Origin of the sequence: Pseudomonas sp. 21LCFQ010 (genome assembly GCF_024129905.1) — a bacterium.
GTDB lineage: Bacteria > Pseudomonadota > Gammaproteobacteria > Pseudomonadales > Pseudomonadaceae > Aquipseudomonas.
This window is the reverse complement of record NZ_JAMYDZ010000009.1, coordinates 145,012-164,208: the sequence shown is the minus strand read 5'-3', so window position 1 is coordinate 164,208 and position 19,197 is coordinate 145,012. Positions and strand designations below refer to the sequence as shown.

Genomic DNA, 19,197 nt, shown 5'->3' with positions numbered 1-19,197 from the left:
TTAACCCCTATGACCGCTTCGCGGTGGCGCTTTCATCCCCCACCTGAAGGAAGGGGCTTTTCGCGCCAGCTTGGTAATTTGAATAAAAAAGAGGGTTCGTCAGAAGTCGCGATTATTTTTTGCAAAAAAAAAGCCTCGATTTAATCGAGGCTTTTATGCATTGAAGCTCAAGGCTTCGGATGCCAAAACTGGAGCGGGAAACGAGACTCGAACTCGCGACCCCGACCTTGGCAAGGTCGTGCTCTACCAACTGAGCTATTCCCGCATATTGGAAATCGTCAGCAACAACGATTTACCGAACACTCATGAGCCAAAACCGACTCATAAAAAAGCCTCGACTGCCGCGAGGCTTCTCGCATTGAAGTCACAAGACTTCGAACGCCAAAACTGGAGCGGGAAACGAGACTCGAACTCGCGACCCCGACCTTGGCAAGGTCGTGCTCTACCAACTGAGCTATTCCCGCAAATTTGGCGTCCCCTAGGGGACTCGAACCCCTGTTACCGCCGTGAAAGGGCGGTGTCCTAGGCCACTAGACGAAGGGGACACTACCTGAAACATATTGCTACATTTCAGTACCCAGACTGACAAATGGTCATTCTGGTTTTCACCAACTTTGCCAAAGCAAAGCTGCTTGAAACTGGAGCGGGAAACGAGACTCGAACTCGCGACCCCGACCTTGGCAAGGTCGTGCTCTACCAACTGAGCTATTCCCGCAAATTGGCGTCCCCTAGGGGACTCGAACCCCTGTTACCGCCGTGAAAGGGCGGTGTCCTAGGCCACTAGACGAAGGGGACACGCTACTACTTCACTGCTTACCGCGCTACGCTGTATGCTTTACGCTGTAAGTGGCGCGCATTCTATTGATGGATTGCGAGGTCGTCAACCCCCGTATGAAAATTTATTGAAATCAATTACTTCGGTATAAACCTGGGCTTTTGCCGGAGGTCGGATTGTCATGGCTGGCGATCAAGATTTGCTTGCCGCGGCAGATAAGAACATCTATGCGCAGTAGTGCTTAGCCACTACACTCGCATCATCACACCTGGACTAATAGAGGTTTGCACAGTGACACCACTCATGATCACGGTGCTCATACTGGTCGGTATCGCACTGCTTATAGCAATCGGCTACCTGAACCACGTGGCTGAGAACAAAAAGCTTGATAGTGCCCGCACCAAGGTCGAACTCAGCGACCGACTGCGGCGTTGCACTGAAATCAGCGAAACCTTTCCCGGGCAACTCATGTCGCCTGCCCTCAAGTTGCTGCTGACGCGCCTTGAACTCAATGTAGTGCAGCGCATGCTGAGCATGGAAAAGAACAATGCCCAGCTCAAGTACCGCGTAGAAGAGCTAAAAGAGCTGGTCGGCAAGGGTGAGTCGATCCCGGTCACCAACCCGGCGACGCCGATCCAGACCGAGGCCAAGGCCAAGGACGTGCGTTTTCTGCTGGAAGCCCTGCACGGCCAGGTCACCCGTGCCGCTCATGACGGGTTTCTGCACACCAGCGAAGCCAAGCACTGGATTCGCGAGATCCGTACCATCCTGGTCCTGTTGCACATCGAGTTTTTCAACACCCTGGGGCAGGAAGCAATGAACCAGGAACAACCAGGCCAGGCGCGTCTGGCGTTCGAGCGCGGCGTACAATACCTGCGCAACCAGCCAGACCCGGTGACGTATCAGGCGCAACTGGCGGCCATGGAAAAGAACCTGGCGCGCGTCAACTCCATCGTACTGACCAATACCGCACCGACCGAGAACGACGAAAACGCCCTGACCGAAGGCTTGAAGGCCGACGCAGAACAGACCGAATGGAAGAAGAAGGTTATCTACGATTGATCACTGGCCGGTGCGCAGTTGCGCTGCGCACCGGCCCGACGGTTCAACAGTCACTGGCCTGCAAAAATATCTCCGCCAGCCGCTCGATCCCCGCCTGATCCACCTCGCCAAACCGCTTGAGCTTCGGACTGTCCAGGTCCAGCACGCCAATCAATCGCCCGTCCTTGATCAACGGCACGACCAGTTCGCTATTCGAGGCGCTGTCGCAAGCGATATGACCGGGAAACGCATGCACGTCTTCGACCCGTTGGGTCTGTCGGCTTTGTGCCGCAGCACCACAGACCCCACGGCCAAAGGCGATACGCACACAGGCCACCTGGCCCTGGAATGGCCCCAGCACCAGCTCGTCATCTTTATTAAGGTAAAAACCCGCCCAGTTCAGGTCTTCGAGCTGGCTATACAAGAAGGCAGAAAACTGCGCCGCATTGGCAATGAAGTCTCGCTCCCCGGACAACAGCGCCTGCAGTTGCGCTGCCAGTAGCTCATAGCCTTGCAGGCCGCTGCCAGCATCACTCAGATCGATCATGGTTGTTGCTCCAGCAGTTGCAGACCCACCCAGTAGCGGGCGAACTGATAGGCGCACCGGCCGTTACGGTTGCCACGACCGGTGGCCCAGCGGACCGCGAGAATATCCAGCGCCTCGTCGCGCTGCCACTGCAAACCGGCCTGCCCGGCCAACTGGCCGATCCAGTGCTCGACCACATTCAGATAATGCGGCTGGGTGAAAGGATAGAACGACAGCCATAGACCAAAGCGGTCTGACAACGCGATTTTGTCCTCCACCGCCTCACTGGGGTGCAGTTCGCCATCAACATGCTTCCAGTTGACGTTGTCGCTTTCCTTTTCCGGCACCAGATGGCGGCGGTTGGAGGTTGCATACAGCAGAACATTATCCGGCGCCTGCTCCAGCGAACCATCCAGCACGCTCTTGAGCACCCGGTAGTCGCCCTCCCCCGACTCGAAGGACAGGTCGTCGCAAAACAGCACGAAGCGCTGGGGCAACTTCTGCAATTGTTCAACCACCCGCGGCAGGTCAGCCAGATGATCGCGCTCCAGTTCGATCAGCCGCAATCCGGCATCAGCGTATTCGGCCAGCAACGCCCGCACCAGCGACGACTTGCCGGTGCCACGCGAACCCCAGAGCAATGCGTGGTTGGCCGGCAGACCATCAATGAACTGGCGGGTGTTGCGGCCCAACTGGTCACGTTGTTGATCGACCCCGATCAGGTCAGAGAGGCGCATGTCGAGACTGACCTGCAACGGCATCAAATACCCGCTGCGGCCTTCACGCACCCAGCGCGCGGCCAGTGAGCAAGACCAGTCGAGCGGCTCGCGGACAGCCGGTAACAGGGGCTCGAGCCGCGTGAGCACGGCTTCGGCGCGTTCAAGAAAAGCATTCAGCCGGGAATCCACTCTATCTCCTTGGGTTTATCCGATTAATCCACCGCACCAATCAGCTATGCTAGCTGCGCACGTCAGAACGGAAGTGGCAGTAGGTAATGGATATAGCGTTTACCAACAGGTTGTCGTTCAAGCAGGCCCGCCTGGCCGTGGTGGTCGGGTTCGTGCTGGGGACGCTGCTGAGCCTGTTACAAATCGGTCTCGATTATGCCAGCGAAGATGCGGCTATCGATCATGAAATTCATGCCCTGCTGGAAATCAGCCACAATCCGGCGTCACGCATTGCCTACAACATCGATTCCGAGCTGGCCCAGGAACTTACACTCGGGCTGTTGCAATCATCGGCAGTGGTCAGCGCACGCCTGACCGATAACAACAATATGGTATTGGCCAGTGTCGAGCGCAATCTCAGCAATGGCCGCTACCGGTTGATCAGCGACTTCCTGTTTGGCGAAACCCGCCAGTTCGAGCGCAACCTGAGCCTCGATAACATGCCGAATGAACCTATCGGCACCCTGAGCCTGACCGTGGACACCTTTGCGTTCGGCAGCCCGTTCCTGCACCGTACTGAAATCACCCTGCTCAACAGCTTCGCCCGCAGCCTGCTCCTGGCCGCCATTCTCTGCGCCTTTTCTTACCTGGCCCTGACCAAGCCGCTGGTCGCCCTGATTCGCGATCTGACCCACCATGACCCTCGCCGCCGTGAGCAGCAGAAGCTGGTCTGCCCGCCCGGCCATGAACGCGATGAAATCGGCATCCTGGTCGAAACCGTCAACCGCCAGATCGAGACCGTCGCCAGTGAGTTCGCCCAGCGCCGCGAAGCAGAAAATCGCCTTACCACGCATTTGGACGAACTGGAAAACATCGTTGCGGCGCGCACCACAGAATTGAAGTCGAGCAACCTGCGCCTGAGCCAGTCCAACGAAGAACTGCAACAGGCACGCAGTACCGCGCTGGACATGGCCCAGGCCCGCTCGGCGTTCCTGGCGCATATGAGCCATGAAATCCGCACCCCGCTAAATGGCCTGCTGGGCATGCTGGCGCTATCGCTCGACGGACCGCTGAGCGCCGAACAGCGCCAACAACTGATGATTGCCCACGACTCGGGCAAAGTATTGGTCGAACTGCTCAACGATATTCTGGACATGTCCAAATTCAATTCGGGTCATCTGGAGTTCGAGCGTATTCCGTTCGACCTGTGCAACCTGATCGAGGACACCGCCACCCTACTCTCGCAGAACAGCGCGCCCAGCGTTGAACTGACCTGCCTGATCGCGCCGGACTTTCCCTCACTGATCATCGGCGACCCGACCCGGGTCCGGCAAATTGTCAGTAACCTGCTGTCCAACGCTCTGAAGTTCACCCGCTTTGGCCGGGTTGACGTGCGCCTGACTCATTACCAGCAGCCGCAGAGCCTTGATTACCGGGTGCGTATCGAGGTACGTGACACCGGTATCGGTATCGCCCGGGAAGCCCAGGCGCGAATCATTCAGCCCTTTACCCAGGCCGAAGCCGCCATTACCCGCCAGTTTGGCGGCACCGGGCTGGGCCTGGCGCTGACTCACAATCTGTGTGAAGCCATGGGCGGCGAACTGAGCATCGAATCGCAGCCCGGGTTTGGCAGTCGTTTCTGCGCAGACCTGCCGCTGCCGGTGCACCTGTCTGCGATCATGCAGAACCGGCTCAGCGGTCATGTCACCGTCATCAGCATGGCCGGCAGCGGCCTGGTGGAATTACTCGGCAGCCTGCTGCCCGCCTGGGGCGTCACCCTGGAGCGCCGCAGCATCGACGAGGCCAGCACCTTGCTGGAGGCACCTCAGCAACCGGACCTGCTGGTCACCGACTGCCCGGAATGCCTGTTCGATATCCGCCGCATTACATCGATCCCGATTCTGCTGGTGACGGCCTACGGCAACTTCATGCCTGGCGAGCAGGTCACCGCGTTGGCGCCGCTGCAGCAACAGGCCCGCCCGCTGGCTCGCAACGCCTTGTACCAGACCTTGCGCCGCACCCTGCGCCAAGAGTCCAGTGACAGCGCCGAGCACACCGAAAAAAAACCCAGCCTGCCGCACAAGGCACGCATCCTGTTGGTCGAGGACAACCCGGTCAACCAGATGGTGGCCAAGGGCATGCTCAATAAGCTGGGCTGCGAAGTGATCATCAGCAGCCACGGTGGCGAGGCGCTGGAACAGCTGGAGTCCGGCAGCTTTGATCTGGTGTTGATGGACTGCAATATGCCAGTCATGGACGGCTACGAAGCCAGCCAGCAGATTCGCCGCAGCGGACGCTGGCCGGACCTGCCCATCGTCGCGCTGACCGCCAACGCGATGCCCGAAGAGCGTGAACGCTGCCGGGCAGCCGGAATGAACGATTACCTGGCCAAACCGTTTCGCCGCGCCGACCTGCTCAGTGTGCTGGATCAATGGCTGCCCGCCACTCAGGGCCTGCCGCCCATCGCCCTGTGAGGCTCAGCGCAGCAGCGCTTCGATCTCGTCGTGCAGTGCCTCGGGCTTGGTCAGCGGCGAGAAACGCTTGATCTGCTGGCCATTGCCACTGATCAGAAACTTGGTGAAATTCCATTTGATCTGCTTGCTGCCCAGCAAGCCAGGCGCGCGCTGCTTGAGCTGGACGAACAATGGATGGGCATTGTGGCCATTGACGTCGATTTTGCTGAACAGCGGGAAACTGACCCCATAGTTCAACTCGCAGAAACCGGCGATCTCCTGATCGCTGCCCGGCTCCTGCTTGCCGAACTGATTACACGGAAAACCAAGCACCACCAGGCCGCGCTCGCGGTAGCTCTGCCAGAGTTGCTCCAGCCCCTTGTACTGCGGCGTGAAGCCACACTGGCTGGCGGTATTGACCACCAGCAAGGCTTTGCCGGCATAGTCACCCAAGCTCTTGCGCTCGCCACTGAGTGTGGTGCAGGCAATGTTCAGCAGGTCCTGGCTCATGCTTATGTCCCTTTGTATTCAATGGCAGATTGGTTGACGCCGTCAGGCGCTCGGCACCAGGTCAAGGCACACCGAGTTGATGCAATAGCGCAGCCCGGTGGGCGGCGGGCCATCCGGAAACACGTGGCCCAGATGCGCATCACATTGAGCGCAGACCACCTCGGTACGAATCATGCCGTGGCTGACATCGCGCACTTCAAGTACCGCACTGTCGTCCAGGGTCTGATAAAAGCTGGGCCAGCCGCAGCCGGAGTCGAACTTGGTCGCCGAATCGAACAGCGCCAGCCCGCAGCACACACAATGATAGATGCCCGCCGTCTTGGTGCTGTTGTATTTGCCGGTAAACGGCCGCTCGGTAGCCTTGAGCCGGCACACCTGATACTGCAGCGGATCGAGCATCTCTTCCCACTCTTTGAGGGTCTTTTGCAACTTGTCCACTGATACACCTCCGGTTCGGAAAAACCCCGATCTGTGTCTTTTCCACGGGTCGGGTGGCACGTATGATTGCGCCTCATCAGTCATCAGTCTGTCACCCGCTTCAAGACCAGACAAACCCATTTTCACGGCCATTGCGCCGCACATCGTTGCCGCACGTCCATCTTCGGGATCATCAACATGCAGTTCAGCAAATCGAACAAGCTCGCCAACGTCTGCTACGACATTCGCGGGCCGGTGCTCAAGCACGCCAAGCGTCTGGAAGAGGAAGGCCATCGCATCCTCAAGCTGAACATCGGCAACCCGGCGCCATTCGGTTTCGAAGCCCCGGACGAAATTCTTCAGGACGTGATCCGCAACCTGCCGACTGCCCAGGGCTACAGTGACTCCAAGGGCCTGTTCAGCGCCCGTAAAGCAGTCATGCAGTACTACCAGCAGAAGCAGGTCGAAGGTGTCGGTATCGAAGACATCTACCTGGGCAACGGCGTGTCCGAGCTGATCGTGATGTCGATGCAGGCGCTGCTCAACAATGGCGACGAAGTGCTGATCCCGGCGCCGGACTACCCGCTATGGACCGCCGCCGTGAGCCTGGCCGGTGGCAACCCGGTGCACTATCTGTGCGACGAGCAGGCCAACTGGTGGCCGGATCTGGCCGACATCAAGGCCAAGATCACCCCGAACACCAAAGCCATGGTGATCATCAACCCTAACAACCCAACCGGTGCGGTCTACCCCAAAGAAGTGCTGTCAGGCATGCTTGAGCTGGCCCGCCAGCACAACCTGGTGGTGTTTTCCGACGAGATCTACGACAAGATCCTCTATGACGAAGCCGTGCACATCAGCACCGCCTCGCTGGCCCCGGACGTGCTGTGCCTGACCTTCAACGGCCTGTCCAAGTCGTATCGCGTGGCAGGTTTCCGCTCCGGCTGGCTGGCCATCTCCGGTCCGAAGCATGCCGCCCAGAGTTACATCGAAGGCATCGACATCCTGGCCAACATGCGCCTGTGTGCCAACGTACCGAGCCAGCATGCGATCCAGACCGCGCTGGGCGGCTACCAGAGCATCAACGACCTGGTGCTGCCACCTGGCCGGCTGCTGGAGCAGCGTAACCGTACCTGGGAGCTGCTCAACGACATCCCGGGCGTCAGCTGCGTCAAACCGATGGGTGCGCTCTACGCGTTCCCGCGCATCGACCCGAAGGTCTGCCCGATTCTCAACGATGAAAAGTTCGCCCTTGACCTGCTGCTCTCGGAAAAGCTGCTGATCGTTCAGGGCACCGCGTTCAACTGGCCATGGCCGGACCACTTCCGGGTGGTGACCCTGCCGCGGGTCGATGACCTGGAACAGGCGATCGGCCGGATCGGCAACTTCCTCAAGAATTATCGCCAGTAAATGGCTGCCGCCGATCCTGCCGCCCTGGCAGGGTCGGGAATTTCCCCCGCTGACCCGATGTCCACTATCGGGTCACGCTCAGCCACTGTTCAGCCCGAAGGTTTTATTCTCAGGCAGGACGAGGCGACACAGTTTGAAATAGTCCCCCTGTTGAATAGCGACTGGCATCGCCTTATATACCCGGCATTACGCTGCAATTTATCCGAGGAGAACCTTTCGACCATGATGCGCATTCTGCTGTTCCTGGCCACCAACCTGGCGGTGGTGCTGATTGCCAGCATCACCTTGAGCCTGTTTGGCTTCAACGGGATCATGGCGGCCAACGGGGTTGATCTGAACCTCAATCAGCTCTTGCTGTTCTGCGCCGTGTTCGGTTTTGCCGGCTCGTTGTTCTCTTTGCTGATTTCCAAATGGTCAGCCAAGATGAGTACCGGCACCCAGATCATCACCCAGCCGCGCACTCGCCATGAACAATGGCTGCTGCAAACCGTCGAGCAACTGGCCCGCGAGGCCGGGATCAAGACTCCGGAAGTCGGGATTTTCCCGGCCTACGAGGCCAACGCTTTCGCCACCGGCTGGAATCGTAACGACGCGCTGGTCGCCGTCAGCCAGGGGTTGCTTGAGCGCTTTTCGCCCGACGAAGTGAAGGCCGTGCTGGCCCACGAAATCGGCCACGTGGCCAACGGTGACATGGTCACCCTGGCGCTGGTGCAGGGTGTGGTGAACACCTTCGTGATGTTCTTCGCACGGATCATCGGCAACTTCGTCGACAAAGTGATCTTCAAGAACGAGAGCGGCCAGGGCATTGCGTTCTACGTGACGACCATCTTTGCCGAGCTGGTACTGGGCTTTCTGGCCAGCGCCATCGTCATGTGGTTCTCGCGCAAACGTGAATACCGCGCCGACGAGGCCGGCGCGCAACTGGCCGGCACCCAGGCCATGATCGGCGCCCTGCAACGCCTCCAGGCCGAGCAAGGTGTGCCGGTCCAGATGCCGGCCACTCTCAGCGCGTTTGGCATCAATGGCGGCCTCAAGCACGGCCTGGCAGGCCTGTTCATGAGCCACCCGCCGCTGGAAGTACGGATCGAGGCACTGCGCCGTCGCGGCTGATGACAGGCCGCTACGCAAAGGGCGACCCTGGGGTCGCCCTTTTTTATGGGGTCAGCGCTCCAGCTGATAGACCTGCTCCTGAAGCCGCGTTGCACCGGCCTTGCGCGCCTTGATGCTGTTGGGCAGCTCATCGACTTGCTCAAGCAGGGTGGCTTGCCAGCGCCATTGCGACAACAACCCGACCTCCTCGGGCGACACCGCAAAAGGCGGGCCCGGCAGTTGCTCCTGCTCGTAGTCGAGCGTGACCAGCAGCCCAGCGCAGGACGCTGGCAGCAAGCGATCCAGCAGCTCGACATAGCGCTTGCGCATAAGTACCGGCAAGGCAATCATCGCGGCGCGGTCATACAGCCCCTGCACCGGCCCGAGCAGCTCAGGGTCGAGATTGAAGATATCCCCGCACCACAACTCACAACCTGCCCCGCTGTACACCTCAAACGCACCGCGCCGGGTAATCTGCGGTTTCACCTGACGCTCGCTGAAGTAGTCCTGCACCGCTTTGGCCGACAGTTCGACGCCCACCACGTAATGGCCCTGCTCGACCAGCCAGGCCATGTCCAGGCTCTTGCCACACAGCGGCACCAGCACCCGTGCGCCGGGCGCCAGCGGCAAGCCGGGCCAATAGCGCGCCAGGTAGGGGCTGGGGGCAGCCTGATGGAAGCCAATCTGGCTGTTGGCCCAGCGCTCGTGCCAGAACTCCGGCTCCATTGATCCTCCCGAAAATTCGATTAAAAGCCCGAAAAACTTATATTGGAACTGGATAGGTATTGTGCCTGAAGATGAAGGCTCACTCCCATCCGGTAGCCGTCCATGTTTCCCAGCCTGTTCATTTCTCACGGTTCTCCCATGCTTGCCCTGGAACCGGGTGCCAGCGGCCCGGCCCTGGCGCGCATCGCTGCCAACCTGCCGCGCCCACGGGCAATCGTGATTGTCTCGGCGCATTGGGAAAGCCCGCAACTGGAGGTCAACGTCAATCCACAGCCTGACACCTGGCACGACTTCGGTGGCTTTCCCGCCGAACTGTTCGCGGTGCAATATCCAGCCTCTGGCGCTCCTGAGGTTTCGGCCCAGGTTGCGGCGCTACTGAGCGCCGACGGCCTGCCGGTCAAGCTGAACCAAAGCCGCCCGTTTGACCATGGGGTGTGGGTGCCGCTGAGCCTGATGTATCCGCAGGCAGACATTGCCGTGGTCCAGGTGTCGCTGCCCAGCCAGCACGGCCCGCAGTTGCAGACCCGAATTGGCAAGGCGCTGGCACCGCTGCGTGACCAAGGCATTCTGCTCATCGGCTCCGGCAGCATTACCCACAACCTGCGCGAACTGGACTGGCAGGCCGGTCCCGAGCGGGCCACTGATTGGGCATTGGCGTTTCGTGACTGGATGATCGACAGGCTGGGCAGCGACGACGAAGCGGCGTTGCATGATTACCGTCGCCTGGCACCCCATGCGGTGCGTAATCATCCGAGTGATGAGCATCTGTTGCCGCTGTATTTCGCCCGTGGCGCGGGAGGTGCGTTCAGCATCGCCCATCAGGGGTTTACCCTAGGGGCGCTGGGGATGGATATCTATAGGTTTGGATGAGGCGTTACACCTGAGGTTTCGCCACTACAGACCTCTGTGGGGCGACCTTGGTCGCGAAGGTTTTTCGGTCGGTGCAAGATTGTTTGCCGCGGTTGTCTGTACCGCCAAGCCAAGCCAAAAAATGCCTGGCTGTCGTGCAGGCAAAAAAAATCCCCGAACCAGTCGGGGATTTTTTATTCGCTCAGATCAATCTTCGCGATAGCGGCGCAGTTTGAGCTGCTTACCGGCTACGCGGGTGTCCTTGAGCTTGGCCAGCAGACGCTCCAGACCTTCTTCGGGCAGTTCAACTAGGCTGAAGCTGTCACGGATCTGGATACGGCCGATGGCGTCACGCGCCAGACCACCTTCGTTAAGGATCGCACCCAGCAGGTTCTTGGCAGCAATGCCGTCACGGGCACCCAGTGCAGTACGGCAACGCGCACGGCCTTCACCCAGTGGCAGCGGTGCACGACGCTCGCGCTCTGGACGGTCACCACGCTCGGCGCGCTCACCGCGATCAGCACGTGGGGCGTTGTTTGGAACCAGCGGACGCTCACGCTCGATATCGGCCAGGGTCAGCGCCTGACCCAGAGTGGCCTTGCGCAGCAGCGCGGCAGCCAGGGCACGCGGGGTGCAACCGATATCGGCAGTCAGGCGGTCCAGCAGCTCGCCATGGCTGGCTTCAGCATCAGCCACCAGCGGCGTCAGGCTGTTGGTCAGTTTCTTGATGCGGGCGCTGAGGATGGTCTGGGCATCCGGCAGGCGGACTTCCGCAACCTTCTGGCCTGTTACACGCTCGATGACCTGCAGCATGCGGCGCTCACGCGGGGTGACCAGCAGCAGCGCACGGCCTTCGCGACCGGCACGGCCGGTACGGCCGATACGGTGCACGTAAGACTCAGGGTCGTACGGCATGTCGACGTTGAATACGTGAGTAATGCGCGGTACGTCCAGACCACGGGCGGCGACGTCGGTCGCGACCACGATGTCCAGGCGGCCATCCTTGAGCGAGTCGATGACGCGCTCACGCTGGTTCTGGGCGATATCACCGTTCAGCGCAGCAGCCTTGTAGCCTTTGGCTTCCAGGGCACTGGCCAGGTCCAGAGTGGCCTGCTTGGTGCGCACGAACATGATCAGGGCGTCGAAGTCTTCGACTTCCAGCAGGCTCAGGACCGCGTTGGTCTTCTGGTCAGCGTGAACCAGCAGGTGAGCCTGCTCGATCTTGGTGACGGTCTGGGTCTTGGTCTGAATCTTGACGTGCTGCGGGTTACGCAGATGACGCTCGGCGATCGCACGGATCGACGGCGGCAGGGTCGCCGAGAACAGTACGGTCTGACGGGTTTCCGGCATGGCATCGAAGATCACTTCGAGGTCATCCATGAAGCCCAGCTTGAGCATTTCGTCAGCTTCGTCCAGAACCAGGTGGTTCACGGTGGTCAGGACTTTCTCGTCACGACGCAGGTGGTCACACAGACGGCCCGGGGTGGCGACGATGATTTGCGCGCCATTGCGGATAGCCTTGAGCTGCGGGCCCATCGGCGCACCGCCGTAGACAGCGACGACGTTCACGGCCGGCATCTGTTTGGCGTAGGTTTCGAACGCAGTGGCCACTTGCAGGGCCAGCTCGCGGGTGGGCGCCAGGATCAGGGCCTGGGGCTCACGCTTGCTCGGATCGATACGATTGAGGATCGGCAGGGCGAACGCGGCGGTCTTGCCGGTACCGGTCTGCGCCTGGCCAATCATGTCGTGACCGGCAAGAATGATAGGGATCGATTGTTGCTGAATGGCCGAAGGCTCTTCGTAGCCTGTAGCGATAACAGCAGCAACAATATTCGGATGAAGATCGAGAGCGGCGAAGCCGCCGTTTTCCTGGGTCATGGGTCTGCCTCTGGTGCATCCGCAAAGACCCATGCTGCAAAGCTGCGCGTGCCGTGTACGACTCAAGAGTCACCCTGGCTGCTTTGTGGCGGGGATTTGCGAAAACAATTGATGAATGGATCGTTCAGGATAGTCCGGCTTGCGAACCAGCCACCGAAGCAGGCTCCGGCTAATGCATCCCTCTGAACGACGGCCCGGTGAAAGGCCGGCGCGCACTATACCGGAATTGCCAGGTTAAGTGAGGGTTTTTTTATGAAAAATTGGCCATTTGACACACGTTTCATGCAGCCCGGCGCCGCCGTTTTCGCGGGTGATGCAGGCGCCGAGCAGCGGATATCGGTACATCCCGGCTAAATCGATTCATGTTTGCTGACAATGGCCCTGCCCGCGCCGTCTGTCTACTGCGACAATCTGCCCGCCGCCGCGTGTCATGAAGCCGGACGAATGTCCTTGATCAGCGTCTGTAACGAGTAGCCCAGGCGTGGTGCCAGAGCCTCTGCACGGGCCATCAGGGCATCGAGCTCAAGCACCTGTTCAAGGTCGGCCGGTACAATCAGAATGACATTGCCTTCCTTGACCGGCAGCTCCCAGTAATGCCGATGATAAAGCCCGCGCAACAGCGCCGCGCCCAGCGGCCTGCCGTCATCGTTCGCCCACTGGTTGATGACCAGCCAGCCGCCGGGGGTCAGACGTTTCTGGCAGTTCTCCAGAAAACTCCAGGCCAGATGCCCGGCACCCGGGCCGACATCGGTGTACAGGTCGACGAAGATCAGGTCGGCAGGCTCGGCGGTTTCCAGCAACTGCAAGGCATCGCCGACCCGGATGTAGAGTCGCGGATCATCTTCAAGCCCCATGTACTCCATGGCCAGACGCGGCACTTCAGGGCGCAATTCGATGGCCTCGACGTCTTCCAGCGGCAGGAACTTCAGGCACGCCTGGGTCAGGGTGCCGGCACCGAGGCCCAGGAACAACGCGCTTTCCGGCGCTTCATGGCACAGCGCACCGATCAGCATGGCACGGGTGTAATCGTACTCCAGCCAGGCCGGGTCGGCGGTGAAGGTGCAGCTCTGTTCGATCGCATCGCCAAATTCGAGAAACCGATAATCTTCGACTTCCAGTACACGGATCATGCCGAAGTCATCGTGGACCTCGGCCAGGATTCGTTCTTCACGCTCGTCGGTCATGACCTCTCCTGGCGGCTGGCTCATGCAGTGCTGAGCGCAAAATGCGAATTGTCGACCAAATGCCGGGCCTTGTCACAACATTGATCTGCTGGCTGTCGTCGCCCGGCATTCGGTAGCCCCCATCAAGCTGCCAGGGTCTGCTGCCGTTTCAGCGCAGGCCGCGTTGCAGCGCCAAGTCGTGTCAGGCGAGGCGAAGGACGCAGGAAATGGTCGCAGCCTTTTCAAGCCTTTCGAAGAGCGGAGCGCCGCCCGAGCTGGTGCGATTTGGGGCGCAACCCGTAGGGCCGTGGCTGTGTTGTCACACGCATTCCAACAGAGTGAAGCCTATGCTGGCCGACAAACAGAACTCGGCGCGGTTGTGATGAAACGGCAACAGCCCCTAACATGCGGCTCCCGAATTGCCCTGACATGAGCCGACAATGAACCAACCGTGGAGCCCGGACAGCTGGCGGGCCTTGCCGATCCAGCAACAACCCCTGTACCCCGATGCCGCTCATGTGCAGCGCGTCGAGCAGACCCTGGCCGGTTTCCCGCCACTGGTGTTCGCCGGTGAGGCACGCGAGTTGCGCCGCCAGTTTGCCGAAGTGACCGAAGGGCGCGCCTTCCTGCTGCAGGGCGGTGATTGCGCCGAGAGCTTCGCAGAATTCTCCGCAGCGAAGATCCGCGATACCTTCAAGGTCTTGCTGCAGATGGCAATTGTCATGACCTTTGCCTCGGGCTGCCCGGTGGTCAAGGTCGGGCGCATGGCTGGCCAGTTCGCCAAGCCGCGCTCGGCCAATGATGAAACCATCGATGGCGTGACCCTGCCGGCCTACCGCGGCGACATCGTCAACGGCATCGGCTTCGACAGCCAGAGCCGTGTGCCGGACCCGGACCGCCTGTTGCAGGCCTACCACCAGTCCACCGCCACTCTGAACCTGCTGCGCGCCTTCGCCCAGGGCGGTTTTGCCGACCTGCATCAGGTCCATCAATGGAATCTGGATTTCATCGCCAACTCGGCACTGGCTGAAAAATACAGCCAACTGGCCGACCGTATCGACGAGACCCTGGCCTTTATGCGCGCCTGCGGCCTGGACAGCGCCCCGCAACTGCGCGAAACCAGTTTTTTCACCGCACATGAAGCGCTGCTGCTCAACTATGAAGCGGCCTTCGTGCGCCGTGACAGCCTGACCCAGGACTTTTACGACTGCTCGGCACACATGCTCTGGATCGGCGACCGTACCCGACAGCTCGACGGCGCCCATGTCGAGTTCTTGCGCGGCGTGCATAACCCGATCGGGGTCAAGGTCGGCCCGAGCATGAACACCGAGGATCTGATTCGCCTGATCGATATTCTCAACCCGGACAATGACCCAGGGCGCCTGAACCTGATTGCGCGGATGGGCGCTGACAAGGTCGGTGATCACCTGCCGGGGCTGATCCGCGCCGTCGAGCGCGAAGGCCGCAAGGTGCTGTGGAGTTCCGACCCGATGCATGGCAATACCATCAAGGCCAGCAGCGGCTACAAGACCCGCGACTTTGCGCAGATCCTCAGTGAGGTGAAGCAGTTCTTCCAGGTCCATCAGGCCGAAGGCACCCATGCCGGCGGCATTCATATCGAGATGACCGGGCAGAACGTCACCGAATGCATTGGCGGTGCACGGCCGATCACCGAGGATGGCTTGTCAGACCGCTATCACACCCATTGCGACCCGCGGATGAACGCCGACCAGTCGCTGGAGTTGGCGTTCCTGATTGCCGATACGCTCAAACAGGTCAAGCGTTGAACCACCGCGTGCTCAGACCTTGAGCGCAAGGATCACCGCGCAAACCATCAGAAACACGCAGAACAGCTTGCGCAACTGCCGCTCCGGCAGCGAATGCGCAAGCTTGACGCCCCAACTGATGCTGGCCAGACCGCCTACCGCCAGTGGCACGCCCATGTGCCAATCGACATGCTGGTGCCAGGCATAGGTCAACAACGTGATGCCGGTACTTGGCGCGGCCAGCGCCAGTGCCAGGCCTTGGGCCACCACCTGACTGGCACCGAACAGGCTGGTCAGAATCGGCGTCGCCACCACGCCGCCACCGACACCGAACAGCCCGCCGGTAATCCCTGAACCAACCCCCAGCAACCAGAGCCAGCGCTCGCGCTGAAGGCCAGCCCCGAGCCGGGTCGTGCTGCGGATCATCTGCATCAGATTGAAAACGATCAGTATCAGCAGAAAGCCGACAAACCCCAGGCGCATGCTCTGCGGGTCGAGGCTGACCGCCCACAGCGACATCAGCCAGGCAAAAATGAAACTGGGCACAATCAGCATCAGCGCGTGGCGCAGTTGAATCCTGTTGCGCTGGTTATAGCGCCATAGCGCCAGCAACACGTTGGGCAATACCATCAACAGCGCCGTGCCCTGGGCCAGTTGCTGATCCAGACCGAACAACACGCCCAGCGCCGGGATCGCCACCAACCCGCCACCAATCCCGAACAAGCCGCCCAGCGTGCCCATCGCCGCACCGAGCACCACAAACATCACCACATCAATCACGCCACTTCCCCGGTTCAGACTGTGCGCCGGCCTGAATTATCTGGCGCATTAAAGATCACAACACTAAATTACGCCCCTGCTTCGAATGCACCAGGAGTTTTCATGACTGACACACCTTCGACCTGCGACGCGCTGAAACTGGATAACCAGCTGTGCTTCGCGCTGTATTCCACCTCATTGATGATGACCAAGGTCTACAAACCGCTGCTCCAGGCGTTGGGCCTGACCTATCCGCAGTACCTGGCCATGCTGGTGCTCTGGGAACGCGATGGTCTGACGGTGGGAGAAATCAGCACCCGTCTACTCACCGACCCCGGCTCCCTGACCCCCTTGCTCAAGCGCCTGGAAGGCGAAGGCCTGCTCAGTCGCACCCGCAGCAAGGACGACGAGCGCGTGGTCCTGCTGCACCTGACCGAGCAGGGCCGTGCCCTGCAACTCAAGGCACAAGCCGTCCCCAATTGCATTCTCTCGGCCAGCGGCCTGGATCTGGATCGACTGGTCAAGCTGCAAGAGCAATTGCTGGACCTGCGCGACAACCTGAGCGCGCATCGCTGATGCCGATCCAACGCGGCCAGGCTGGCAAGTGTCTAGGATAACCCTTTGATGTCAATTTGAAACATAAAGATACAATCGCGGCAGAAGGCGACGCTGGAATGCCTTCTTGATAGTAAATGGCAAGCATTAACATTCGCATCCTAAATAATAACGCTTACACATACTCAGGATGCATCACCCATGTCTGCCCCATCCCGCCTTTCGCCCCTGGCTATCGGCATCTCAGCCCTGCTTGGCGCAGGTTTTGTCAGCGCCGCCTCGACCACCCTGCCAGAACTGTCGATCAACGCCAACGCTGAACAGGAAGAAACCAGCCCACGGGTCAAAGAGGTCAGCACCGCGACACGCACCTCAACCCCGGTCCGCTATGTGCCGCAGGCCATCGACACGGTCAAGACCGCCAACGTGCTGGACTATGGTGTCAAGGACCTGGGCACGGCGCTGAGCGGCCTGCCGAACATCAGCGACAGTTCCGATACCCGCTTTGACGGCCTGCGTATTCGCGGCTTCGATGCCAGCAACGACTTCTATCTGGACGGCATCCGCGACGACAGCCAGTACGTCCGCGACCTGCACAACACCGAGCGCCTGGAAGTTCTCAAAGGCCCGGCGGCGGTGCTTTACGGACGCGGCAGCCAGGGCGGTATCGTCAACCGCGTCAGCAAGACACCGCAGGCCGGGCGCCGCTCGACCATCGAGGCCCAAGGCGGCACCAATGACCTGCGCAGCCTGTACGCCGACCTGAGCGCCGACCCCAGCGAGAACATCAGCCTGCGCCTGAACATGGGCAACATGGACAGCAACAGCTTTCGTGATGACATCTCCAGCCATCGCCAGTTGTTCGCCCCGTCGATGAGCTGGCAACTGACCCCGGACCTGAACTGGCTGGTGCAGTACGAGTACAGCCGCTTCGACCGCACCCCGGATCGTGGCATTCCGGGTATCGGTGGCCGCCCGGCGGACGTCAGCCGCGACACCACTTACGGCGACAGCCGCGACTACATCGACGACAAGGCCCAGTCGCTGCGCTCCAAGCTCAGTTATGAGCTCAACGAACGCTGGCAACTGCGCCAGACCCTGGGGATCTTCAAACTCGACAGCGATTTTGATAACACCTACCTGACCGGCTATACCGCCGCGACCAACCGGGTCACCCGTGCGCGCTTCCAGCAAGACCTGCATACCCGCAATGTCTTCAACAACATCGAGCTTGAAGGCAGTTTCGACACCTTTGGCCTGGAACACCGGGTGCTGACCGGGATCGAAGTGGGCAACCAGCGCCGCGATCCCAAGCTCTACAGCGCCGCCAACGGTTCGGTGCCCTCGCTCGATCCCTATAACCCGGACCGCAACCAGCGGCACACCGGGCTGATGAGCCCGTCGAGCCACAACTACACCGAGGTCGACAGCCGCGCACTGTATGTACAGGATCAACTGCGCCTGAACGACCAATGGCAACTGCTTGGCGGTTTGCGCTACGACCGCTTCGAGGTCGACACCACCAACCGCCTGCGCGGTATCAGCGAAGCCCGTGACAGCCATAGCACCAGCCCGCGTGTCGGCCTGGTCTGGACGCCACTGCCGGAACATTCGTTCTATGCCTCCTGGACCAAGACCTTCTCGCCGGTCGGCGGTGGCCTGATCGGTATCACCCCCGGAGCCACCGGCAATACCAATGATGTCAGCCCCGAGTTGACCAAGCAGAAGGAAATCGGCGTCAAGAGCGACTGGCTCAATGATCGTCTGAGCACCACCCTGGCCATTTATGAGCTGGAGCTTTACAACCGCCGCACAACCGATCCGAACGACCCGAGCCTGACGGTGCTCACCGGTATGCAGCGCTCGCGGGGCGTGGAACTGACAGCGACCGGGCAACTGGCCGGCAACTGGTACGTGCGCGGCGGCATCGGCATTCAGAACGCAACCATCGTCGAGGACAACAATGGCCTGGCGGGCAACCGGGTCAGTAACGTCGCCAAGCGCAACGGCAGTGTGTTCCTGACCTGGAAGCCGGAAAGCGGCTGGTACGCCGAAACCGGCCTGACCCTGGTCGGCCAGCGCTATGCAGATAACCAGAACACCACGGTACTGCCTGGCTACGGCCGCTGGGATGCCCTGGCCGGCTACCGGCAGAAGGACTGGGACCTGCGTGCGGCACTGAATAACCTGACCGACCAGAACTACTACAGCTCGGCCACCAGCGCCGGGCAGATCCGTCTCGGTGATCCGCGCAGCCTGGTGGTGACCGGGACCTATAGCTTCTGATCCGGATCGTTCAACGACTGTATGCACGCCGCAGGACCGGTTTAGCCCTGCGGCGTGCAGGTTCTGACACCTTCTTCTACCCTTGCTACGCACCAGCCCGAAAAATT

16 protein-coding genes and 5 tRNA genes are annotated in these 19,197 nt (G+C 60.4%); 8 read left to right on the top strand and 13 right to left on the bottom strand.

The features are described 5' to 3' along the window. Positions 1 to 189 precede the first annotated feature (189 nt). The 5 genes from NJC38_RS13180 to NJC38_RS13160 all read right to left on the bottom strand — a co-directional run bounded on the left by NJC38_RS13180 (position 190) and on the right by NJC38_RS13160 (position 795). Positions 190 to 265 (bottom strand) — tRNA-Gly (locus tag NJC38_RS13180). A 123-nt stretch (positions 266 to 388) separates the two neighbouring features. Then, a tRNA-Gly gene (locus NJC38_RS13175) sits at positions 389 to 464 on the bottom strand. A gap of 5 nt (positions 465 to 469) precedes the next feature. Next, positions 470 to 545: transfer RNA gene (locus NJC38_RS13170), tRNA-Glu, on the bottom strand. Between the two features lie 94 nt (positions 546 to 639). Beyond that, positions 640 to 715: transfer RNA gene (locus NJC38_RS13165), tRNA-Gly, on the bottom strand. Positions 716 to 719: 4 nt separating this feature from the next. Further along, a tRNA-Glu gene (locus NJC38_RS13160) sits at positions 720 to 795 on the bottom strand. 283 nt (positions 796 to 1,078) lie between these two features. Here NJC38_RS13160 and NJC38_RS13155 point away from each other — a divergent pair. Then, complete coding sequence (locus NJC38_RS13155) at positions 1,079 to 1,837, top strand: hypothetical protein (protein WP_144403177.1); 759 nt, start codon at positions 1,079 to 1,081, stop codon at positions 1,835 to 1,837. A gap of 43 nt (positions 1,838 to 1,880) precedes the next feature. Here NJC38_RS13155 and NJC38_RS13150 read toward each other — a convergent pair whose 3' ends face one another. Beyond that, complete coding sequence (locus NJC38_RS13150) at positions 1,881 to 2,363, bottom strand: GAF domain-containing protein (protein WP_045481929.1); 483 nt, start codon at positions 2,361 to 2,363, stop codon at positions 1,881 to 1,883. Beyond that, positions 2,360 to 3,250, bottom strand: coding sequence for an ATP-binding protein (locus tag NJC38_RS13145; protein ID WP_045481932.1), 891 nt, complete (start codon positions 3,248 to 3,250; stop codon positions 2,360 to 2,362). Before NJC38_RS13145 ends, NJC38_RS13150 begins: the two co-directional genes overlap by 4 nt. An 86-nt stretch (positions 3,251 to 3,336) precedes the next feature. On the opposite strand from NJC38_RS13145, the gene NJC38_RS13140 reads away from it, so the two are divergent. Further along, entirely contained in the window at positions 3,337 to 5,703 is a 2,367-nt protein-coding gene (locus tag NJC38_RS13140) for a response regulator (protein WP_253115099.1), read from the top strand. A gap of 3 nt (positions 5,704 to 5,706) precedes the next feature. Here the strand turns inward: NJC38_RS13140 and NJC38_RS13135 are convergent, their stop codons facing one another. Both NJC38_RS13135 and msrB read right to left on the bottom strand, forming a co-directional pair. After that, complete coding sequence (locus tag NJC38_RS13135) at positions 5,707 to 6,192, bottom strand: glutathione peroxidase (protein ID WP_253115098.1); 486 nt, start codon at positions 6,190 to 6,192, stop codon at positions 5,707 to 5,709. Between the two features lie 42 nt (positions 6,193 to 6,234). Beyond that, entirely contained in the window at positions 6,235 to 6,630 is a 396-nt protein-coding gene (msrB, locus tag NJC38_RS13130) for a peptide-methionine (R)-S-oxide reductase MsrB (RefSeq protein ID WP_045481942.1), read from the bottom strand. Positions 6,631 to 6,807: 177 nt separating this feature from the next. On the opposite strand from msrB, the gene NJC38_RS13125 reads away from it, so the two are divergent. Continuing rightward, positions 6,808 to 8,019 (top strand): pyridoxal phosphate-dependent aminotransferase, encoded by a 1,212-nt coding sequence (locus tag NJC38_RS13125; protein ID WP_045481946.1) that lies wholly within the window; start codon positions 6,808 to 6,810, stop codon positions 8,017 to 8,019. Positions 8,020 to 8,241: 222 nt separating this feature from the next. Further along, positions 8,242 to 9,129 (top strand): protease HtpX, encoded by an 888-nt coding sequence (gene htpX / locus NJC38_RS13120; RefSeq protein WP_045481949.1) that lies wholly within the window; start codon positions 8,242 to 8,244, stop codon positions 9,127 to 9,129. Positions 9,130 to 9,180: 51 nt separating this feature from the next. Here the strand turns inward: htpX and NJC38_RS13115 are convergent, their stop codons facing one another. Then, the gene (locus NJC38_RS13115) at positions 9,181 to 9,834 is read right to left on the bottom strand and encodes a thiopurine S-methyltransferase (RefSeq protein WP_253115097.1); all 654 of its coding nucleotides are present in this window, start codon (positions 9,832 to 9,834) and stop codon (positions 9,181 to 9,183) included. A gap of 102 nt (positions 9,835 to 9,936) precedes the next feature. On the opposite strand from NJC38_RS13115, the gene NJC38_RS13110 reads away from it, so the two are divergent. Next, positions 9,937 to 10,704, top strand: a complete 768-nt coding sequence (locus NJC38_RS13110; protein ID WP_253115096.1) for a class III extradiol ring-cleavage dioxygenase — start codon at positions 9,937 to 9,939, stop codon at positions 10,702 to 10,704. A 186-nt stretch (positions 10,705 to 10,890) separates the two neighbouring features. On the opposite strand, the gene NJC38_RS13105 is transcribed toward NJC38_RS13110, so the two are convergent. Next, on the bottom strand, positions 10,891 to 12,594 hold the full coding sequence (locus NJC38_RS13105) for a DEAD/DEAH box helicase (RefSeq protein ID WP_253115095.1): 1,704 nt from the start codon (positions 12,592 to 12,594) through the stop codon (positions 10,891 to 10,893). 395 nt (positions 12,595 to 12,989) lie between these two features. Beyond that, on the bottom strand, positions 12,990 to 13,745 hold the full coding sequence (locus NJC38_RS13100; protein WP_253115094.1) for a spermidine synthase: 756 nt from the start codon (positions 13,743 to 13,745) through the stop codon (positions 12,990 to 12,992). 419 nt (positions 13,746 to 14,164) lie between these two features. Between NJC38_RS13100 and NJC38_RS13095 the strand changes: the two genes are divergently transcribed. Continuing rightward, positions 14,165 to 15,511: a class II 3-deoxy-7-phosphoheptulonate synthase gene (locus tag NJC38_RS13095; protein WP_253115093.1), complete on the top strand. Its 1,347-nt coding sequence runs from the start codon at positions 14,165 to 14,167 to the stop codon at positions 15,509 to 15,511. 12 nt (positions 15,512 to 15,523) lie between these two features. Here NJC38_RS13095 and NJC38_RS13090 read toward each other — a convergent pair whose 3' ends face one another. Continuing rightward, entirely contained in the window at positions 15,524 to 16,270 is a 747-nt protein-coding gene (locus NJC38_RS13090; protein ID WP_253115092.1) for a sulfite exporter TauE/SafE family protein, read from the bottom strand. A 102-nt stretch (positions 16,271 to 16,372) separates the two neighbouring features. On the opposite strand from NJC38_RS13090, the gene NJC38_RS13085 reads away from it, so the two are divergent. Beyond that, on the top strand, positions 16,373 to 16,825 hold the full coding sequence (locus tag NJC38_RS13085; protein WP_253115091.1) for a MarR family transcriptional regulator: 453 nt from the start codon (positions 16,373 to 16,375) through the stop codon (positions 16,823 to 16,825). 180 nt (positions 16,826 to 17,005) lie between these two features. Next, positions 17,006 to 19,090, top strand: a complete 2,085-nt coding sequence (locus NJC38_RS13080; protein WP_253115090.1) for a TonB-dependent siderophore receptor — start codon at positions 17,006 to 17,008, stop codon at positions 19,088 to 19,090. Positions 19,091 to 19,197: the final 107 nt, after the last annotated feature.